14 protein-coding genes are annotated in these 17,569 nt (G+C 62.4%); 6 read left to right on the top strand and 8 right to left on the bottom strand.

Annotation, left to right across the window (positions count from 1 at the left end; translation table 11 throughout):
* Window positions 1-35: 35 nt before the first annotated feature.
* Genes BLW22_RS21975 through rloA form a run of 3 tightly spaced genes read right to left on the bottom strand, consistent with a single transcriptional unit; the run spans window position 36 to window position 3,096 of the window.
* Window positions 36-1,022, bottom strand: coding sequence for an alpha-L-glutamate ligase-like protein (locus tag BLW22_RS21975; RefSeq protein WP_027603666.1), 987 nt, complete (start codon window positions 1,020-1,022; stop codon window positions 36-38).
* A complete protein-coding gene (rloB, locus tag BLW22_RS21970; RefSeq protein ID WP_065924790.1) occupies window positions 1,022-2,554 on the bottom strand; it encodes an osmotic stress tolerance membrane protein RloB in 1,533 nt (510 codons plus the stop codon). The genes BLW22_RS21975 and rloB overlap by 1 nt, the downstream gene beginning before the upstream one ends.
* Window positions 2,555-2,559: 5 nt before the next feature.
* Entirely contained in the window at window positions 2,560-3,096 is a 537-nt protein-coding gene (gene rloA / locus BLW22_RS21965) for a retropepsin-like aspartic peptidase RloA (protein WP_065924789.1), read from the bottom strand.
* 273 nt (window positions 3,097-3,369) lie between these two features.
* On the opposite strand from rloA, the gene BLW22_RS21960 reads away from it, so the two are divergent.
* The 6 genes from BLW22_RS21960 (at window position 3,370) to prpD (ending at window position 11,905) form a co-directional block, all read left to right on the top strand.
* Complete coding sequence (locus BLW22_RS21960; protein ID WP_027603669.1) at window positions 3,370-4,080, top strand: GntR family transcriptional regulator; 711 nt, start codon at window positions 3,370-3,372, stop codon at window positions 4,078-4,080.
* On the top strand, window positions 4,077-4,970 hold the full coding sequence (gene prpB, locus BLW22_RS21955) for a methylisocitrate lyase (RefSeq protein ID WP_027603670.1): 894 nt from the start codon (window positions 4,077-4,079) through the stop codon (window positions 4,968-4,970). The genes BLW22_RS21960 and prpB overlap by 4 nt, the downstream gene beginning before the upstream one ends.
* Window positions 4,971-5,012: 42 nt before the next feature.
* Window positions 5,013-6,140: a bifunctional 2-methylcitrate synthase/citrate synthase gene (prpC, locus tag BLW22_RS21950; RefSeq protein ID WP_074847464.1), complete on the top strand. Its 1,128-nt coding sequence runs from the start codon at window positions 5,013-5,015 to the stop codon at window positions 6,138-6,140.
* Between the two features lie 215 nt (window positions 6,141-6,355).
* A complete protein-coding gene (gene acnD, locus BLW22_RS21945) occupies window positions 6,356-8,950 on the top strand; it encodes a Fe/S-dependent 2-methylisocitrate dehydratase AcnD (protein WP_074847463.1) in 2,595 nt (864 codons plus the stop codon).
* Between the two features lie 11 nt (window positions 8,951-8,961).
* Window positions 8,962-10,152 carry a 2-methylaconitate cis-trans isomerase PrpF gene (gene prpF, locus BLW22_RS21940; RefSeq protein ID WP_065924824.1) on the top strand — a complete coding sequence of 397 codons (1,191 nt, stop codon included), beginning with the start codon at window positions 8,962-8,964 and terminating at the stop codon, window positions 10,150-10,152.
* A 268-nt stretch (window positions 10,153-10,420) separates the two neighbouring features.
* A complete protein-coding gene (gene prpD / locus BLW22_RS21935) occupies window positions 10,421-11,905 on the top strand; it encodes a 2-methylcitrate dehydratase (protein WP_065924786.1) in 1,485 nt (494 codons plus the stop codon).
* A gap of 58 nt (window positions 11,906-11,963) precedes the next feature.
* Here prpD and BLW22_RS21930 read toward each other — a convergent pair whose 3' ends face one another.
* Genes BLW22_RS21930 through BLW22_RS21910 form a run of 5 tightly spaced genes read right to left on the bottom strand, consistent with a single transcriptional unit; the run spans window position 11,964 to window position 17,434 of the window.
* A complete protein-coding gene (locus BLW22_RS21930) occupies window positions 11,964-12,692 on the bottom strand; it encodes an alanyl-tRNA editing protein (RefSeq protein ID WP_027603675.1) in 729 nt (242 codons plus the stop codon).
* Window positions 12,693-12,694: 2 nt separating this feature from the next.
* On the bottom strand, window positions 12,695-13,687 hold the full coding sequence (locus BLW22_RS21925; RefSeq protein WP_065924785.1) for a serine O-acetyltransferase: 993 nt from the start codon (window positions 13,685-13,687) through the stop codon (window positions 12,695-12,697).
* A 37-nt stretch (window positions 13,688-13,724) separates the two neighbouring features.
* On the bottom strand, window positions 13,725-14,639 hold the full coding sequence (locus BLW22_RS21920) for a PLP-dependent cysteine synthase family protein (RefSeq protein WP_065946895.1): 915 nt from the start codon (window positions 14,637-14,639) through the stop codon (window positions 13,725-13,727).
* 15 nt (window positions 14,640-14,654) lie between these two features.
* Window positions 14,655-16,517 carry a molybdopterin-synthase adenylyltransferase MoeB gene (moeB, locus tag BLW22_RS21915; protein ID WP_065924783.1) on the bottom strand — a complete coding sequence of 621 codons (1,863 nt, stop codon included), beginning with the start codon at window positions 16,515-16,517 and terminating at the stop codon, window positions 14,655-14,657.
* Window positions 16,518-16,540: 23 nt separating this feature from the next.
* Window positions 16,541-17,434, bottom strand: coding sequence for a DMT family transporter (locus BLW22_RS21910; RefSeq protein WP_161985727.1), 894 nt, complete (start codon window positions 17,432-17,434; stop codon window positions 16,541-16,543).
* Window positions 17,435-17,569: the final 135 nt, after the last annotated feature.

Genomic DNA, 17,569 nt, shown 5'->3' with positions numbered 1-17,569 from the left:
GGGGGATGTCGGGGATAGACAGTTCGAAGACCGGATCAGCCTTCCACGGGCGGAATATGCCCGAACATCTCCTGCACGAACTTCACCCGCTCTTCCGGGGTTTCCGTCACGCCGGCGGCTTTCAGTTCTTCCAGTCGAGCCTCCACCGCATGGGTGCGCAAGGTCAGGCCGCAGTCGTTGGCGATCTGGATATTCAGCCCCGGCCGCGCATTCAGCTCCAGGATCAGCGGGCCCTTTTCCTGGTCGAGCACCATGTCCACGCCGATATACCCCAGCCCGCAGAGCTCGTAGCAGCCGGCCGCGAGCTTCATGAACCCGTCCCAGTTGGGCAGTTGCACGCCATCCACCGCGTTGGTGGTGTCGGGGTGTTTGGTGATGATGTTGTTCAGCCAGGTGCCCCGCAGGGTCAGGCCGGTGGCGAGGTCGACGCCCACGCCAATCGCGCCCTGGTGCAGGTTGGCCTTGCCGCCCGACTGGCGGGTCGGCAAGCGCAGCATCGCCATCACCGGGTAGCCCATCAGCACGATGATGCGAATATCCGGCACGCCTTCGTAGCTGATGCTCTTGAAGATCTGATCGGGCACCACGCGGTATTCGATCAGCGCACGGTCGCGGTGGCCACCCAGGGAGTACAGGCCGGTGAGGATGCTGGAAATCTGGTGCTCGATCTCTTCATGGCTGATGATCTTGCCGGACACCGTGCGATAGCGCCCCTCAAAACGGTCCGCCACCACCAGGATGCCGTCGCCGCCGGCGCCCTGGGCCGGTTTGATCACGAAATCGCTGCGCCCGCCAATGATCTCGTCGAGCTTGTCGATTTCCTTCTCGGTGGAGATCACCCCGTACATTTCCGGCACATGGATGCCGGCGGCGATGGCCCGTTCCTTGGTGATGATCTTGTCATCCACGATCGGATACAGGCTGCGCTTGTTGTACTTGAGCACGTAGTCGGCATTGCGCCGGTTGATGCCCATGATCCCCCGCGCTTCCAGGGCCTTCCAGGTCTTCCAGAAGCCGAACATTACGAATCAGCCTTGAGGAAGGCCTTGAATCGCACCAGCTCGGTCAGGCGGTAGCCGCGATAGCGACCCATTGCCAGCATGAAGCCCACCAGGATCAGCAGGATCGCCGGGAAGGTGAATACGAAATAGATCAGCTCCGGCACGCTCATGATGATGTGCGCCAGTGACGCGGCGAACAGCGTACCAATCGCGACTTTCATGGCATGGCTGGCGCCGCGTTCTTCCCAGGTGATCGACAGGCGTTCGATGGTCATGGTCAAAATCACCATCGGGAACAGCGCCACCGACAGCCCGCGCTCCAGCCCCAGCTTGTGGCTGAACAGGCTGATGGCGGCGATCAGCACCACCACGAAGGTCAGCACCACCGACAACCTCGGCAGCATCTGCAGCTTCAGGTGTTCCAGGTACGACCTGAGGGACAGGCCCAGCGCCGTGATAATCGTGAACAGCACAATCCCGAAGCCCAGCTGCGTCTCTCGGAACGCCAGGGCAATCAGCACCGGGGTAAAGGTGCCCAGGGTCTGCAGGCCGATCAGGTTGCGCAGGATCAGGATCACCAGCACCCCAATCGGGATCATCACCATGATCATGAAGGTCTGCTGGGTTTGCAGCGGCAGGCCGTACAGCGAGTATTCGAGGAAGTTGGCGTCGGTGTTCTCGTCGGTCAGCTTGGCCAGGCGAATCGCGTTCATTTCGCTGTTGTTCAGGCTGAAGGTGACCATGGCTTTCTTGCCGCCATCGACGGTGATCAGGTTTTCATCGCCGGTCCACCACAGCAGGCGGTCGGCGGGCAGGCCCGGTTCGCCGGTTTCCGGGTTGAAGTACAGCCAGTCGTTGCCATTGAAGCTACGCAGCCACAGCTCCGGGGTTTGCGGCTGGTCGGCCACCAGGCGGATGGTGTGGACCTTTTCCACCGGCACGTGGGCAATGGACAGCAGCAGCTCGACGATCTTGGCCTTGTGCGGCGTCGACGGGTCGCCGGCCAGCAACAGCTTCACGTTGTCGTCGTTGAGGTTGTTGGTGCGCTTGATGGCTTCGGTGATGAAGGTCTCGACGTCGGCCGAATGCTGGCGGATCGGCGCCAGCAGGGCTTCGGCGGCGATTTTTTCCGGGCCTTCCACGGCAATGCTGTCGCGGAAGGTCGGGCCCTTGATCTTGGTTTTTTCGCCGCTGTAGCGCTTGGTCAGCACCAGGCGGTAATACAGGGTCTGGTTGCCCTTGGCGCGGCGTGCCGACCAGGTGACCTTGCGGTTGCCGTCGATGCGGTTGACGCTCACCCCGTAGTTATTCGAGATAAAGCTCTCATTAAGGCTGACGAAGTCGCGGCTCAAGGGCGGCACGAACATCTGGATCTTCACCGGGTCCTTGGGGTTGGCGACGAACTCGACCTTGGCGTCGATGTTCCACAGGTCATCGGTGGCGTCCTCGGTGACGGGAATGCCCAGCACGAAGATCTGGTAGGCGGTGACCGAAATACCCAACACCACCAGGATGGCGATCAGGATTCTCAGGTGCAGGGTTAGAGCGCGCATTCGGTTTACTCGGCGGTATGAGCGTCGGCGGCGCAGGCGGGTTTGCCTGCTGCGTATTTAAGACTGGGGTCGACCAGCGCATCAAAGCGTTTGAGCGCTTCGGAGCCGATCAGCAGCGGGTATTGGAAAGCGCTGCGGTCAGTCAAGTTCACTTCGATGCTGCGTAAAGCGGTGCCCATGCAGATATCCAGGGCAATCACAGGACGGGCGGTGTAGTTCTTGTCCTCATCGGGGTCGTAGTCGCCGGCGCGCCGCTTGATCTTGCTGACGCGGGCCAGGGGGCGTTCGATGGGATGGGAATGGGCGGTGTCGATGGCCAGGTAGAAGCGCACCCAGGATTCGCCGTTGCGCTTGAAACGCTTGATGTCACGGGCGCTGAGGGAGGCGGTCTTGGCGCCGGTGTCGAGCTTGGCGGCTACTTCCAGGTCGATGCCGGCCAATTGCGCGTATTCATTGAGGCCATACACGGTCTTCTCGGCGGCAGCGCCAAGGCTCGGCATGGACAATAGGCAAAACAACAGGGGGAAGGGCTTGAGTCTCATAGATCCTGAGGCGGTGCAGTGCGATGTTCAATTCAAGGCGACTGGCATTGCTGCGCAAGCTCCCTTCGTGCGCCGTTTCATCAAGTGATGTCAGGCAAATGCGGCGGGCATTCTAACATGATGCTTTTCTGGCGCCAGCGCTGGCAGCCGGCCATGCCCTGAGCGAGTGCAGCCCGGATTATTAGACGATTGTCGACAATATCGATTTATTCTTTGACTGGTAGCGGTTTATTGGCTAGTTTTTGCCACATTGCTTTCCAAGGTGTCGACAATATGCTGGGTCAATCAGAAGCTCCGATAATGGCGTCGGACGAATCCCAAACGATGTCCGAGAACGTCTTCCGACGCATCCAGGCCGCCATCGTCAAGGGTGAGATCGCTCCCGGCAGCAAGATTTCCGAGCCGGAACTGGCCCGCACCTACGGCATCAGCCGTGGCCCGCTGCGCGAGGCGATCCACCGCCTCGAAGGCCAGCGCCTGCTGGTGCGCGTGCCCCATGTGGGCGCCCGGGTCGTGTCCTTGAGCCACGCCGAGCTGGTTGAACTGTATGAAATCCGCGAGTCCCTGGAAGGCATGGCCTGTCGCCTGGCCGCCGAGCGCATGACCGACGCGGAAATCGAAGAATTGCGCCAGGTGTTGCACACCCACGAGCGCGACGCCGCGTTCCAGGCGGGTGTCGGCTACTACCAGCAGGAAGGCGACTTCGATTTTCATTACCGGATCATTCAAGGTGCGGGTAACCGCACCCTCACCCAAATGCTCTGCGGCGAGCTGTACCAACTGGTGCGCATGTACCGCATCCAGTTCTCCGCCACCCCCAATCGTCCACGCCAGGCCTTTGCCGAGCATCACCGCATTCTTGATGCGATTGCCGATCGCGACGGTGAACTGGCCGAGTTGTTGATGCGCCGGCATATCGGTGCTTCCAAACGCAATATTGCCCGTCATTTCCCAGGCGGCGCCCCTGATAGAGGTGAGTCATGAGTTCTAACAATAAAAGCACCCCCGGCCAGCGTTTCCGTGACGCGGTCGCCAGCGAGCACCCCTTGCAGGTGGTCGGTGCGATCAACGCCAACCATGCGCTGCTGGCCAAGCGCGCCGGCTTCAAGGCGATCTACCTGTCGGGTGGCGGCGTGGCGGCCGGTTCCCTCGGCGTGCCGGACCTGGGCATCACCGGCCTGGATGACGTACTCACCGACGTGCGCCGTATCACCGACGTCTGTGACCTGCCGCTGCTGGTGGACGTGGACACCGGCTTCGGCTCCTCGGCGTTCAACGTCGCGCGCACGGTCAAATCGATGATCAAGTTCGGCGCGGCCGCGATTCATATCGAGGACCAGGTCGGCGCCAAGCGCTGCGGCCATCGTCCTAACAAAGAGATCGTGTCCCAGCAGGAAATGGTCGACCGCATCAAGGCCGCCGTGGACGCGCGCACCGATGACAGCTTCGTGATCATGGCGCGCACCGACGCGTTGGCCGTGGAAGGCCTGGAGTCCGCCCTGGAGCGTGCCGCCGCCTGCATTGAAGCCGGCGCCGACATGGTGTTCCCGGAAGCCATTACTGAACTGGAGATGTACAAACTGTTCGCCGCCCGTGTGAAGGCGCCGATCCTGGCCAACATCACCGAGTTCGGCGCGACGCCGCTGTACACCACCGAACAGTTGAAATCTGCCGATGTTTCCATCGTGCTGTACCCGCTGTCGGCCTTCCGTGCCATGAACAAGGCCGCCGAGAACGTCTACACCGCGATCCGTCGCGACGGCACTCAACAGAACGTGATCGACACCATGCAAACCCGCATGGAGCTTTACGATCGCATCGACTACCACACCTTCGAGCAGAAGCTTGACGCGTTGTTCGCCGCGAAAAAGTGACGAACACGCCTCCCTGAATAACGACAAAATTGGAGAAAAACCATGGCTGAAGCAAAAGTACTGAGTGGTGCCGGCCTGCGTGGCCAGGTCGCCGGGCAGACCGCACTGTCCACCGTGGGCCAGGCCGGAGCCGGCCTGACTTACCGTGGCTACGACGTGCGCGAACTGGCCGCCGATGCACAGTTTGAAGAGGTCGCTTATCTGCTGCTGTACGGCGAACTGCCTACCCAGGCCGAACTGGCTGCCTACAGCGCCAGGCTGAGCACGCTGCGTGACCTGCCGCAAGCGCTGAAAGAAGTGCTCGAACGCATCCCCGCCGACGCCCACCCGATGGACGTGATGCGCACCGGTTGCTCCTTCCTCGGCAATATCGAGCCGGAAAAAGACTTCAGCGTGCAACGCGACGTGACCGACCGCCTGCTCGCCGCGTTCCCGGCGATCATGTGCTACTGGTACCGCTTCAGCCATGACGGCAAGCGCATCGACTGCGTGACCGACGAGCCAAGCATCGGCGGCCATTTCCTGCACCTGCTGCACGGCAAGAAGCCGAGCGAACTGCATGAAAAAGTCATGAACGTGTCGTTGATCCTCTACGCCGAGCACGAGTTCAACGCCTCGACCTTCACCGCGCGGGTGTGTGCCTCGACCCTGTCCGACCTGTATTCCTGCGTCACCGCCGCCATCGGCTCCCTGCGCGGCCCGCTGCACGGCGGCGCCAACGAAGCGGCGATGGAAATGATCGAGCGTTTCGGTTCGGCAGAGGAAGCCGTCGAAGGCACCCTCGGCATGCTGGCTCGCAAGGACAAGATCATGGGCTTCGGCCACGCGATCTACAAAGACAACGACCCGCGTAATGAAGTGATCAAGGGCTGGTCGAAAAAGCTCGCCGACGAAGTGGGCGACACCGTGCTGTTCCCGGTCTCCGAAGCCATCGACAAGACCATGTGGGAGCAGAAGAAACTGTTCCCCAACGCCGATTTCTACCATGCCTCGGCGTACCACTTCATGGGCATCCCGACCAAGCTGTTCACGCCGATCTTCGTCTGCTCGCGGCTTACCGGCTGGGCCGCGCATGTGTTCGAACAGCGCGCCAACAATCGCATCATCCGTCCAAGCGCCGAGTACATCGGCGTTGAACAGCGCAAGTTCGTGCCAATCGAACGTCGCTGAATGGGAACACCGACGATCCCGAAGTGGAAACCGAACCAAGTGTGGGAGGGGGCTTGCCCCCGATGGCGGTTTATCAGTTGCCATAGGTGTTGAATGACACACCGCTATCGGGGGCAAGTCGAATCGTCGCACCGCCCCTCCCACATTTGGATCGCATTTCAATTCCGGATCGGCCCAGGTCTTCCTTTTGCAATCACCGTGACCGAGTCCTGACGATGAACACTGAATTTCGCAAACCGCTCCCCGGCAGCCGCCTGGATTACTTCGACGCCCGCGCGGCCGTCGATGCAATCAGCCCCGGCGCCTATGCCACGTTGCCCTACACCTCTCGTGTGCTCGCCGAGAACCTGGTGCGCCGCTGCGACCCGGCCACCCTCAACGCATCCTTGAGCCAGTTGATCGAACGCAAACGCGACCTCGACTTCCCCTGGTTCCCGGCCCGCGTGGTGTGCCACGACATTCTTGGCCAGACCGCCCTGGTCGACCTCGCCGGCCTGCGTGATGCCATCGCCCTGCAAGGCGGCGACCCGGCCCAGGTCAACCCGGTGGTCCCCACCCAGTTGATCGTCGATCACTCCCTGGCTGTCGAAGCCGGTGGTTTCGACCCGGACGCGTTCGAGAAAAACCGCGCCATCGAAGACCGTCGCAACGAAGACCGCTTCCACTTCATCGAGTGGACCAAAAAGGCCTTCAAGAATGTCGACGTGATCCCGCCGGGCAACGGCATCATGCACCAGATCAACCTGGAGAAAATGTCCCCGGTGATCCAGGTGCGTGACGGTGTGGCCTTCCCGGATACCTGCGTCGGCACCGACAGCCATACCCCCCACGTCGATGCCTTGGGCGTGATCGCCATTGGTGTCGGCGGCCTTGAAGCCGAAAGCGTCATGCTTGGCCGCGCCTCGTGGATGCGCCTGCCGGAAAGCGTCGGTGTCGAATTGACCGGCCAGTTGCTGCCGGGCATCACCGCCACCGATATGGTGCTGGCCCTGACCGAGTTCCTGCGCCAACAGAAAGTGGTCGGCGCCTGGCTCGAATTCTTCGGTGAAGGCGCGTCCAAACTGACCCTCGGCGACCGCGCGACCATCTCCAACATGGCCCCGGAATACGGCGCCACGGCGGCCATGTTTTATATCGACCAGCAGACCATCGCCTACCTGAAACTCACCGGCCGCGAAGACGAGCAAGTCGCCCTGGTCGAGCAATACGCCCGCCACACCGGCCTGTGGGCAGACGATCTCAAAGGCGCGCAATACGAGCGTGGCCTCACCTTCGACCTGTCCAGTGTGGTGCGCAACATGGCTGGCCCGAGCAACCCGCACGCCCGCGTCGCCACCCGCGACCTGGCTGCCAAGGGCATCTCCGGCCAGTGGGATGACGTGCCGGGGCAAATGCCCGACGGCGCGGTGATCATCGCCGCCATCACCAGTTGCACCAACACCAGTAACCCGCGCAACGTGATCGCCGCCGGGCTGCTGGCGCGCAACGCCAACAAGCTTGGGTTGACGCGCAAGCCGTGGGTCAAGTCGTCCCTGGCACCGGGTTCGAAAACCGTGGCCATGTACCTGGAAGAAGCCGGCCTGGGTCATGAGTTGGAAAAGCTCGGCTTTGGCGTGGTGGCGTTTGCCTGCACCACTTGCAACGGCATGTCCGGCGCCCTCGACCCGGTGATCCAGCAAGAGATCATCGACCGCGACCTGTACGCCACCGCCGTGCTCTCGGGCAACCGCAACTTCGACGGGCGTATCCACCCGTACGCCAAGCAGGCGTTCCTGGCTTCGCCGCCGCTGGTGGTGGCCTATGCGATTGCCGGCACCATCCGTTTCGACATCGAGAAGGACGTGCTCGGCCTCGACACCGACGGCAAGGAAATCCGCCTGCAGGACATCTGGCCGAGCGACGAAGAAATCGACGCGGTGGTCAAGGCCTCGGTCAAGCCGGAGCAGTTTCGCGCGGTGTATATCCCGATGTTCGCGATCCACGAAGACACCGGCCCGAAAGTCGCGCCGCTGTACGACTGGCGCCCGCAGAGCACCTATATCCGCCGCCCACCGTACTGGGAAGGCGCGCTGGCCGGTGCGCGGCCGCTCAAGGGCATGCGCCCGCTGGCGGTGCTGCCGGACAACATCACCACCGATCACCTGTCGCCGTCCAACGCGATCATGCTCGACAGCGCCGCCGGCGAATACCTGGCGAAAATGGGCCTGCCGGAAGTCGACTTCAACTCCTACGCCACCCACCGTGGCGACCACCTGACCGCGCAGCGCGCGACGTTCGCCAACCCGAAACTGTTCAACGAAATGGTGCGGGAAAACGGCAAGGTCAAGCAGGGCTCCCTGGCGCGGATCGAGCCGGAAGGCCAGGTCACGCGGATGTGGGAAGCCATCGAAACCTACATGGAGCGCAAGCAGCCGCTGATCATCATTGCCGGCGCCGACTACGGCCAGGGCTCGTCCCGCGACTGGGCCGCCAAGGGCGTGCGCCTGGCGGGTGTGGAAGCGATTGCCGCCGAGGGGTTCGAGCGCATCCACCGCACCAACCTGGTGGGCATGGGCGTGCTGCCCCTGGAGTTCCTGCCCGGCACCGACCGTCACACCTTGCAGATTGATGGCAGCGAAACCTACGACGTGATCGGCCAACGCACCCCGCGTGCGCAGTTGACGCTGGTGATCAATCGCAAGGATGGCGAACGTGTCGAGGTGCCGGTGACGTGCCGCCTGGACACCGCCGAAGAAGTGTCGATCTACGAGGCGGGCGGCGTGTTGCAACGTTTTGCCCAGGATTTCCTGGAATCGGCGACCACCGCCTGAAGAGGATGACCATGGCACACGCAGCGCAAATCAAGATCCCCGCCACCTATATGCGTGGCGGCACCAGCAAGGGCGTATTTTTCCGCCTCCAGGACCTGCCCGAGTCGGCGCAGGTGCCGGGAGCGGCGCGGGATGCCTTGCTGCTACGGGTGATCGGCAGCCCCGATCCCTACGACAAGCAAATCGACGGCATGGGCGGCGCCACATCGAGCACCAGCAAAACCGTGATCCTCGCCAAAAGCACCCGCGCCGATCATGACGTCGACTATCTGTTTGGCCAGGTCTCCATCGACAAGCCCTTTGTCGACTGGAGTGGCAACTGCGGCAACCTGTCGGCGGCGGTGGGTTCGTTCGCCATCAGCGCCGGGCTGGTCGATGCGGCCCGCGTGCCCCATAGCGGCGTGGCCGTGGTGCGGGTGTGGCAGGCCAATATCGGCAAGACCATCATCGCCCACGTGCCGATCACCGACGGGGCGGTGCAGGAAACCGGCGACTTCGAGCTGGACGGCGTGACCTTCCCGGCGGCCGAAGTGCAGCTGGAATTCATGGACCCGGCGGCGGAAGAAGAGGGCGGCGGCGGCTCGATGTTCCCCACCGGCAACCTGGTCGACGACCTGGAAGTGCCCGGCGTCGGCACCTTCAAGGCCACGCTGATCAACGCCGGCATCCCGACGATTTTCATCAACGCCGAAGACCTCGGCTACACCGGCACCGAGCTGCAAGGCGCGATCAACAGCGACCCCAAGGCCCTGGCGATGTTCGAGACCGTACGGGCCTATGGCGCGTTGCGCATGGGGCTGATCAAGCACCTCGACGAAGCGGCCCAGCGCCAGCACACGCCGAAGGTGGCGTTTGTGGCCAAGCCTGCCGACTACGTAGCGTCCAGTGGCAAGGCGATCAAGGCCGGCGATGTGGATTTGCTGGTGCGCGCCCTCTCCATGGGCAAGCTGCACCACGCGATGATGGGCACGGCGGCGGTGGCGATCGGCACGGCGGCGGCGATTTCGGGGACCTTGGTCAACCTCGCAGCGGGCGGTATTGAACGTAATGCCGTGCGCTTCGGGCATCCCTCCGGCACCTTGCGCGTGGGGGCTGAAGCCACCCAGGTGGACGGTGAGTGGGTGGTGAAGAAAGCCATCATGAGCCGCAGTGCACGGGTGTTGATGGAAGGTTTCGTCCGCGTACCCGGCGACGCCTTCTAAAACCCTGCACAGATCCAATGTGGGAGGAGGCTTTTTGTAGGAGCGAGCTTGCTCGCGAAAAACTCACAGGCGCCGCGTTCATTCAGGAAGCACGCGTTATCGTTGACGTTTTTCGCGAGCAAGCTCGCTCCTACAGGAGGCGATGTGAACTGGCATTAGGGTAAGCCCCTCCCACAGAGGATTTCTATTCCTAAAGGCAGGCATCCAAGATCTGCTTCCAGTAACCGTTAGCCCGAGGATTGACCCCACCCATTTTTGGAGATCTGCCATGAGCACCAACGTCGACCAGAACAACCGCCCCGACTACGACCAGGTTTTGCAGGACATCGCCGACTATGTCCTCAACTACCGGATCGAGTCCCAGGCCGCCTTGGACACCGCCCGCAACTGCCTGATGGACACCCTCGGTTGCGGCCTGCTGGCCCTGCGTTTTCCCGAGTGCACCAAGCACCTGGGGCCGATGGTTGAAGGCACGGTGGTACCGTTTGGCGCGCGGGTGCCGGGCACCTCGTTTCGCCTGGACCCGGTCAAGGCGGCCTGGGACATTGGCTGCATCGTGCGCTGGCTCGACTACAACGATACTTGGCTCGCCGCCGAGTGGGGGCATCCCTCGGATAACCTCGGTGGCATCCTTGCCGTGGCGGATCACCTGTCGCAACAGCGCGTGGCCAATGGCGATGCACCGCTGACCGTGCGCGCGGTGCTGGATGCGATGATCATGGCCCACGAAATCCAGGGTGTGATTGCCCTGGAAAACTCGTTCAACCGTGTCGGCCTCGACCATGTGCTGTTGGTGAAAGTCGCCTCCACGGCGGTCACCGCCCAGCTGATGGGCGCCAACCGCGAACAGCTGCTGTCGGCACTGTCTCACGCCTTCGTCGATGGCCAGGCCTTGCGCACTTACCGGCATGCGCCGAATGCCGGCTCGCGCAAATCCTGGGCGGCGGGGGATGCGTCGAGTCGCGGCGTACGCCTGGCGGACATCGCCCTGCGCGGCGAAATGGGCATCCCCGGTGTGCTGAGCGCGCCGCAATGGGGCTTCTACGACGTGCTGTTCAGCCACACCAACAAAGACCTGGCGCTCAAGCCCGAGGACAAGCGTGCGTTCAGCCTGTCCCAGCCGTATGGCACCTACGTGATGGAAAACGTGCTGTTCAAGATCAGCTTCCCCGCCGAGTTCCACGCGCAGACCGCCTGTGAAGCCGCGGTGACCTTGCATCCGTTGGTCAAGGATCGCCTGCACGACGTCGAGCGCATCGTGATCACCACCCATGAGTCGGCGATTCGCATCATCTCCAAGGTCGGGCCACTGGCCAACGCCGCCGACCGCGACCATTGCCTGCAATACATGACCGCCGTGCCCCTGGCATTCGGCAATCTGGTGGCCGAGCACTACGAGGATGCATTCCACGCCGCTCACCCGATCATTGATCAGTTGCGCGACAAGATGGTCATCGTCGAAGACCCACGCTACAGCCGTGAATACCTGGAAGCCGACAAGCGTTCCATCGCCAATGCCGTGCAGGTGTTCTTCAAGGATGGCTCCAGCACCGAGCAAGTGGCGGTGGAATACCCGATCGGCCATCGCCGTCGTCGAGTGGAGGGCATTGCGTTGCTGGAAGACAAGTTCAAGGCCAACCTGGCCACGCGCTTTACCGCCCAGCGCAGTGCCGAGATCTTTGCGTTGTGCACGGACCAGGCGAAGCTCGAGGCCACGCCGGTCAACCGCTTCGTGGACCTGTTCGTCATCTAGCAGGCGCCGCAAAAGCAAAAATGTGGGAGAGGCAAGCCCCCTCCCACAGTTGTTGCGTTCACTCAAACCGCAGGATCACCCGGCGGTTGTGCTTGCTCTTCTTCTCGATCTTCTCGCAGAACACCCGGCCGATTTCCTCGGTGTTGAGCACATGGGTACCGCCGCACGGCTGGATATCGATCCCGCCGATTTCAATCACCCGTACCGAGCCCTGGATCACCGGCGGCGCAACCGCCTGGGTGCGGGTGATCTGCAGCAGGGTGGCGTACTCCGAAGCCGGCATCGACAGGGTCTTCACCTCGTGGGCCTGTTCGATCAGCGCATTGAGGTCACGGGTGATGCTGTCCTTGTCGAGGGTCATTTCCGGCAGGTCGAAATCCAGGCGGCCTTTGTCGGCACTGATGCTGCAACCGGTCACCGGTGCGTCGATGAGCGAGCACAGCAGGTGCAGGCAGGTGTGCATTTTCATGTGCTGGTAGCGCCGCTCCCAATCCAGACCGGCGTCCACCAGCACGCCGGCGATCAACTGCTCCGGGCAGTGTTCCACCTGGTGCCAGATGATCGAACGCAGCACCGGGTCGCGCACCGTGCCGGTCACGTCGACCCGGGTACCGTCCGCCAGGGTCAGGTGGCCGGTATCGCCGGGTTGGCCGCCGCCGGTGGGGTAGAACAGGGTGTGCTCCAGGGCGATGCCGTGTTCGCTGACGGCAATCACCCGGGCGCTGAATGCGTTCTGGTAGGGCGCGCTGTCAAACAGCGCCAGGGTTTCCATGGTGTGCACGGACATGTTCAACCTCCGACGATCAGTGGGCTGGCTTGCAGCAGGTGGCGCACCATCGCGCTCAAGCCAGGGGGGGAGAGCAGGGTGATTTCGAATTCCGGCCCGCAGACTTTCAGGTTCAGCGGCAGGCGCGGCAGGTGGTTGCCGGATTCGAGGCGGTGCAGCCTGAATTGCAGGTGGTGACGTTCCTTCACCGTTGGCTCCAGCATCAGGCCTGGCAACGGATGAAAGTCGGCGTCCAGCACCGTGACCTTGTGGCTGGCATTGACCTCGCCGACCACGTGCAGGCGCTCATCCAGGGCGAAGGCCCCGAGGTAGTTGCTGTGGTCCGATTCATCGTTTTTTTGCAGTTGGATCTGGTTCACCACCTTCACCTTGGTGCCGGCGGGTACGTCCTGGGTGATCACACAGGAGGGGCTGATAAACACGTTGTCGCCGATCAGCACATAGCCCAGCACCCGGGCCCCGGAGCCGACCTCGACGTTGTTGCCCAGGCGCGGATGGCGCTTGCCATCGGGATTGTTGGCGATGCCGCGGGCACCCAGGGTCACGCCGCAGAGGATGTAGCAATCGTTGCCGATCTCGCAGGTCTCGCCGATTACCGTGCCGTAGCCGTGGTCGAGCACGAAGCGCCGGCCGATACGCGCCGCCGGGTGGATTTCGGCCCCGGACAGGACCTTGCCCTGGTTGCTCAGCTTGAGGGCGATGCGTGAAAACACGCCGTTGGTCTGGTCGGGGAAATTCCACACCAGGTGCGCAAGCCGGTAATAGAGCACGGCCTTGAACGAGGCGTAGGACTCCAGGATCAGTTCGCCGCGGCCACGGGATGCCGGGTCGCGATAGGCGTAGGCGATCAAGTCCTCGGCCACCGCCTGGGCGGCATTCTGGATCAGTGGCGCGAGGTGCGGCTCCAGCTGTTTCATCTGCATGGGGGTGAGGGTCTTGATGAGCTGGGTGAGCAACTCATCGTGCAACTGTTGCATGTCGATAAAGCCGCCCATGGAGGCACCCCCGCATTCTGGCTGGTTGGAAGACCCGTTATTCGAAACTGGGCAGGTAGCTGTCGGCATTGTCGTAGACCATGGTCAACACCACCGTTTCGGGCGGCAATTCGGGGGCGAGCCTGGCGATGGCCACCATGTTGGCGGCGGAGGACAGGCCCAGGCTGATGGCATCGGTGCGCATGATGCGTTTGATCATGTCGATGCAGTCCTGGCGCGAGACCTTGAGCATGCCGTCGATCACATCCAGGTTGAGGATGCTCGGGATCAGGCCGATCGACAGGCCCTGGATATGATGCGGCGCGTGCTGGTTCTTCAGCAGGTCGCATTCTTCGGGCTCCACGCCCATCACGCGCAGGGCTGGCCAGGCGGCCTTGAGGGTTTCGCCGATACCGGTGATATGGCCGCCGGTGCCGATGCCGCTGACAAAATAATCCACGCGGCGATCACCGAAGGCGCGGAGGATTTCCGGCGCTGTGGTGTCACGGTGGGTTTGCGGGTTGGCGCCGTTGCGTTGCTGGTTGAGCATCACGTAGCTGGGGTTTTCCAGCTGCAACTCCATGCATTTTTCACCGTGGGAATTGTTGCCGAGGCGGCTGTCGGAGAGCACCACCTTGGCGCCGTACAGGCGCAGCAGCTTCTGTTTTTCGGGGCTGTAGTTGTCCGGGATCACCAGCAGCACCTTGTAGCCCAGCACGTTGCCGGCCATCACCAGGCCGATACCGGTATTGCCACCGCTGGGTTCGATGATGGTTTGCCCGGAGTCACGGATCAGCACGCCGCGCCGCTCGGCGTCGAGGATCATGCCCAGGGCGATGCGCGCCTTGTGGCTGCCCCCCGGGTTGAGGGATTCGAGCTTGGCGTAGACCTCGATGCCGAGGTCTTCGGAAAACTGCGCCAGGCGGACGATCGGCGTATGGCCGATGGCGTCGAGGATAGAGTTATGCAACATCGGTCAGCCCCCAGGTCAGTACAACGGCATGTCGGGTTCGACGTCGCGAACCCAGTGTTTCATGCCGCCTTGCAGGACTTTGGTGTTGGCGAAACCCGCCGCCAACAGGGTGCTGGCCGCTTGCTCGGCGCGGGTGCCGGCGTAGCAGATCAGGTAATGGGTGTTGTCGCGGCTGAGACGCCCGAGCTGGCCATCCAGCTCGGCCAGGGGGATATGCACCACCCCCGGTAATTTGCACACCTCCAGTTCGCTGGCGTCGCGCACATCCAGCAGGACGTCGGCGCTGCTGGGGTGTTCGAGTACCTGCTTGAGTACGCGCGGCTTGATGTAGCGCTCTTCGGCCAGGGACGGTTGGCTGGGCACGGCGTCCGCACAGACGGCTGGCGCCAGGGTTTCGCTGGGGCGCAGGTCGGAGCAGCACGGGCAGTCGGCACGGCGCTTGAAACGGATTTCGCTGAACTTCATCGCCAGTGCATCGAAGCGCATCAGGCGGCCGGACAGGGGCTCGCCAATGCCGATCAACAGTTTGATCGCCTCGGTGGCCTGGATCATCCCGACCACGCCGGGAAGCACGCCGATCACCCCTCCGGCGCTGCAATTGGGTGCCAGTTCCGCGGGCGGTGCGCTGGGGAACAGGCAGCGGTAGCACGGCCCGCCTTGGTAGTTGAGCACGCTGATCTGCCCGTCGAAGCGGTAGATGGCGCCGTACACCAGGGGTTTGCCCAGTTGCACGCAGGCGTCGTTGACCAGGTAGCGGGTGTCGAAATTGTCGGTGCCGTCGATGACCAGGTCATAGGCGCCCACCAGTTCCAGGGCGTTGTCGGCGTTCAGGGCGGTGTCGTGGGCGTTGATCTGGATATGGCGGTTGAGGTCCTGCAAGCGCTGCTTGGCCGAGTCGACCTTGGGCATGCCCAGGGTGCTGTTGCCGTGGACGATCTGGCGTTGCAGGTTGCTGCTTTCCACCACGTCGAAATCCACCAGCCCCAGGGTACCGACGCCGGCCGCTGCCAGGTACAGGCTGATGGGCGAGCCCAGGCCGCCGGTGCCGATAATCAGGACCTTGGCTTTCTTGAGGTTCAACTGGCCTTCGCGGCCGACGCCGGGCAGGGTGATATGGCGCACATAACGTTGCACTTCCTCGTTGCTGAGGCTGTCGACGTCCATACCGCCGGAGGTGGCGAGCAGCACTTCGATGCGGGCTTTTTCCGGCAGCCGGTCATCGGCGCCAATCAGCTCTTCCTCGGCGGTGAACAGGAAGTGTTCCTTGAGCTGGTTGTTCTTTTCGTGAAACAGATGGGCGCGCAACTGCGGGTGGCTGCTGCAGAGGTTTTCAATGACTTCGCGCAATGTCGATCCGGCGCCCTCGAGGGTCGATTCCGGCAGCTTGGCCACGCGAACCAGAATGTCGGGGAAAGAGACAGCGTTCATGGACAACTCCGTGTGCAGGTCGTTGAAGGGGTTAAGGGTGAAATGCTCGCCATCCCAGGCAAACAGTTTTGAACCCAGGGCCTGGCCCTGGCGAACGTCGACCACCAGGTAACTGACGGGGTAGATCGGCTCGCCCATGAACAGGGCCTTGTCCTGGTCTTCATCGCTGAAATAGGCGCCGACATCCGGGTGGGAGTGGTAGATAACCACCACCGGGTTGTCGCTGCGAAACGCCTTGTTCATCAGCAGGGTGTCGGCCACCGAGAAGGTGTAGCCATTGGCCGCGCTGCGCGGGTACATCTCGGGGTTTTTGCGGTGCAGTTCGTTCTGGATGTTGCTGCCCAGGTACACGCTGCCGTCGGCGAAGACAAAGCCGCAGCATTCCTCGGGGTAGCTGCGGCTGGCGTGGGCGTAGATCTGTTCCAGGGCTTTTGGGCGGAGGACGTCCATGTTTCTCTCGCGTTGATGGCGGGTCAATTTTTCTTGGCCAGGAGTTTTTCAATGGGCAACTTGGTGATCGCAAAGCCGGCCAGCAGGATGGCCGAATACAGCATCAGGTCGCGGGAAATCGCCACGCCTTCGTACCAGGCGCCGATGATCACCGCGAACACCGGGAAGATGATGAACACGAACGACAGGATGATCGGGCTCAAGCGCTTGAGCAGCATGAAATACACGATGAACCCACCCACCGAGGCCACCAGTCCCAGGTAGAACAGCGCGCTCCAGGAGCGCAGGGTGATGGCTTCGAAGGTCGGCGTCTCAAACCACAACCCGGCCACGAACAGCATCAGCCCGGCAATGCCGATGGGCAGCGTGTTGTAGGTGATCACGCTGATGGCGCTGCCTTTTTGCTTGGTGATGACGTAGCACAAGGCGTGCATGATCGCGGCCGCCAGGATCGCCAGTACCCCCAGGAACTCGGCGTGGTCCAGGTGCAGGCCCTGGCTCCTGATGATCATGTAGAGGCTGCCGAAGCCGATACCGATGCCGACCACCTGGGAAAAGTAGATGCGCTCGCGCAGGAACAACGCGGAGAAAATCAGGATGAATACCGGCATGCAACTGAACAGCAGGGCGGTAAGACCGGATGACACATGCATCTCGCCGTAGTTGAGCAGGTAGTAGGGCACGCTGAAGTAGGACAGGGTCACGAATACGAAAAACCAGCGACTCTCGCGGGGAAACAGGATGGGCTCGCGGCGCACCTTGGCAAAACACAGGAACAGCGGGAAGGCGATCAGGAAGCGCAGACCGGCGGACGTCAGCGGCGGCACACTCTCCACGGCGATCTTGATCCCCAGCCACGTGGTGCCCCAGCTCAGGCACACGATCAGGAACATCACGCTGGTCACCAGCCCGGCCAGCCACTGCTTTTGCGTTTTGGTTTTGGCGTTGTTTTCGAGAACGGCGGACATTGGCATCGTTTATTGCTTCCCTGAGCCTGAATTGAACTCTATATTGAACTTGTAATGAGTTATGAAATTCGGCGATTGAACCCG

Source organism: Pseudomonas marginalis, assembly GCF_900105325.1.
Lineage (GTDB): Bacteria > Pseudomonadota > Gammaproteobacteria > Pseudomonadales > Pseudomonadaceae > Aquipseudomonas > Aquipseudomonas marginalis.
The sequence above is the reverse complement of the archived record's forward strand: the minus strand, read 5'-3'. Positions and strand labels throughout refer to the sequence as shown.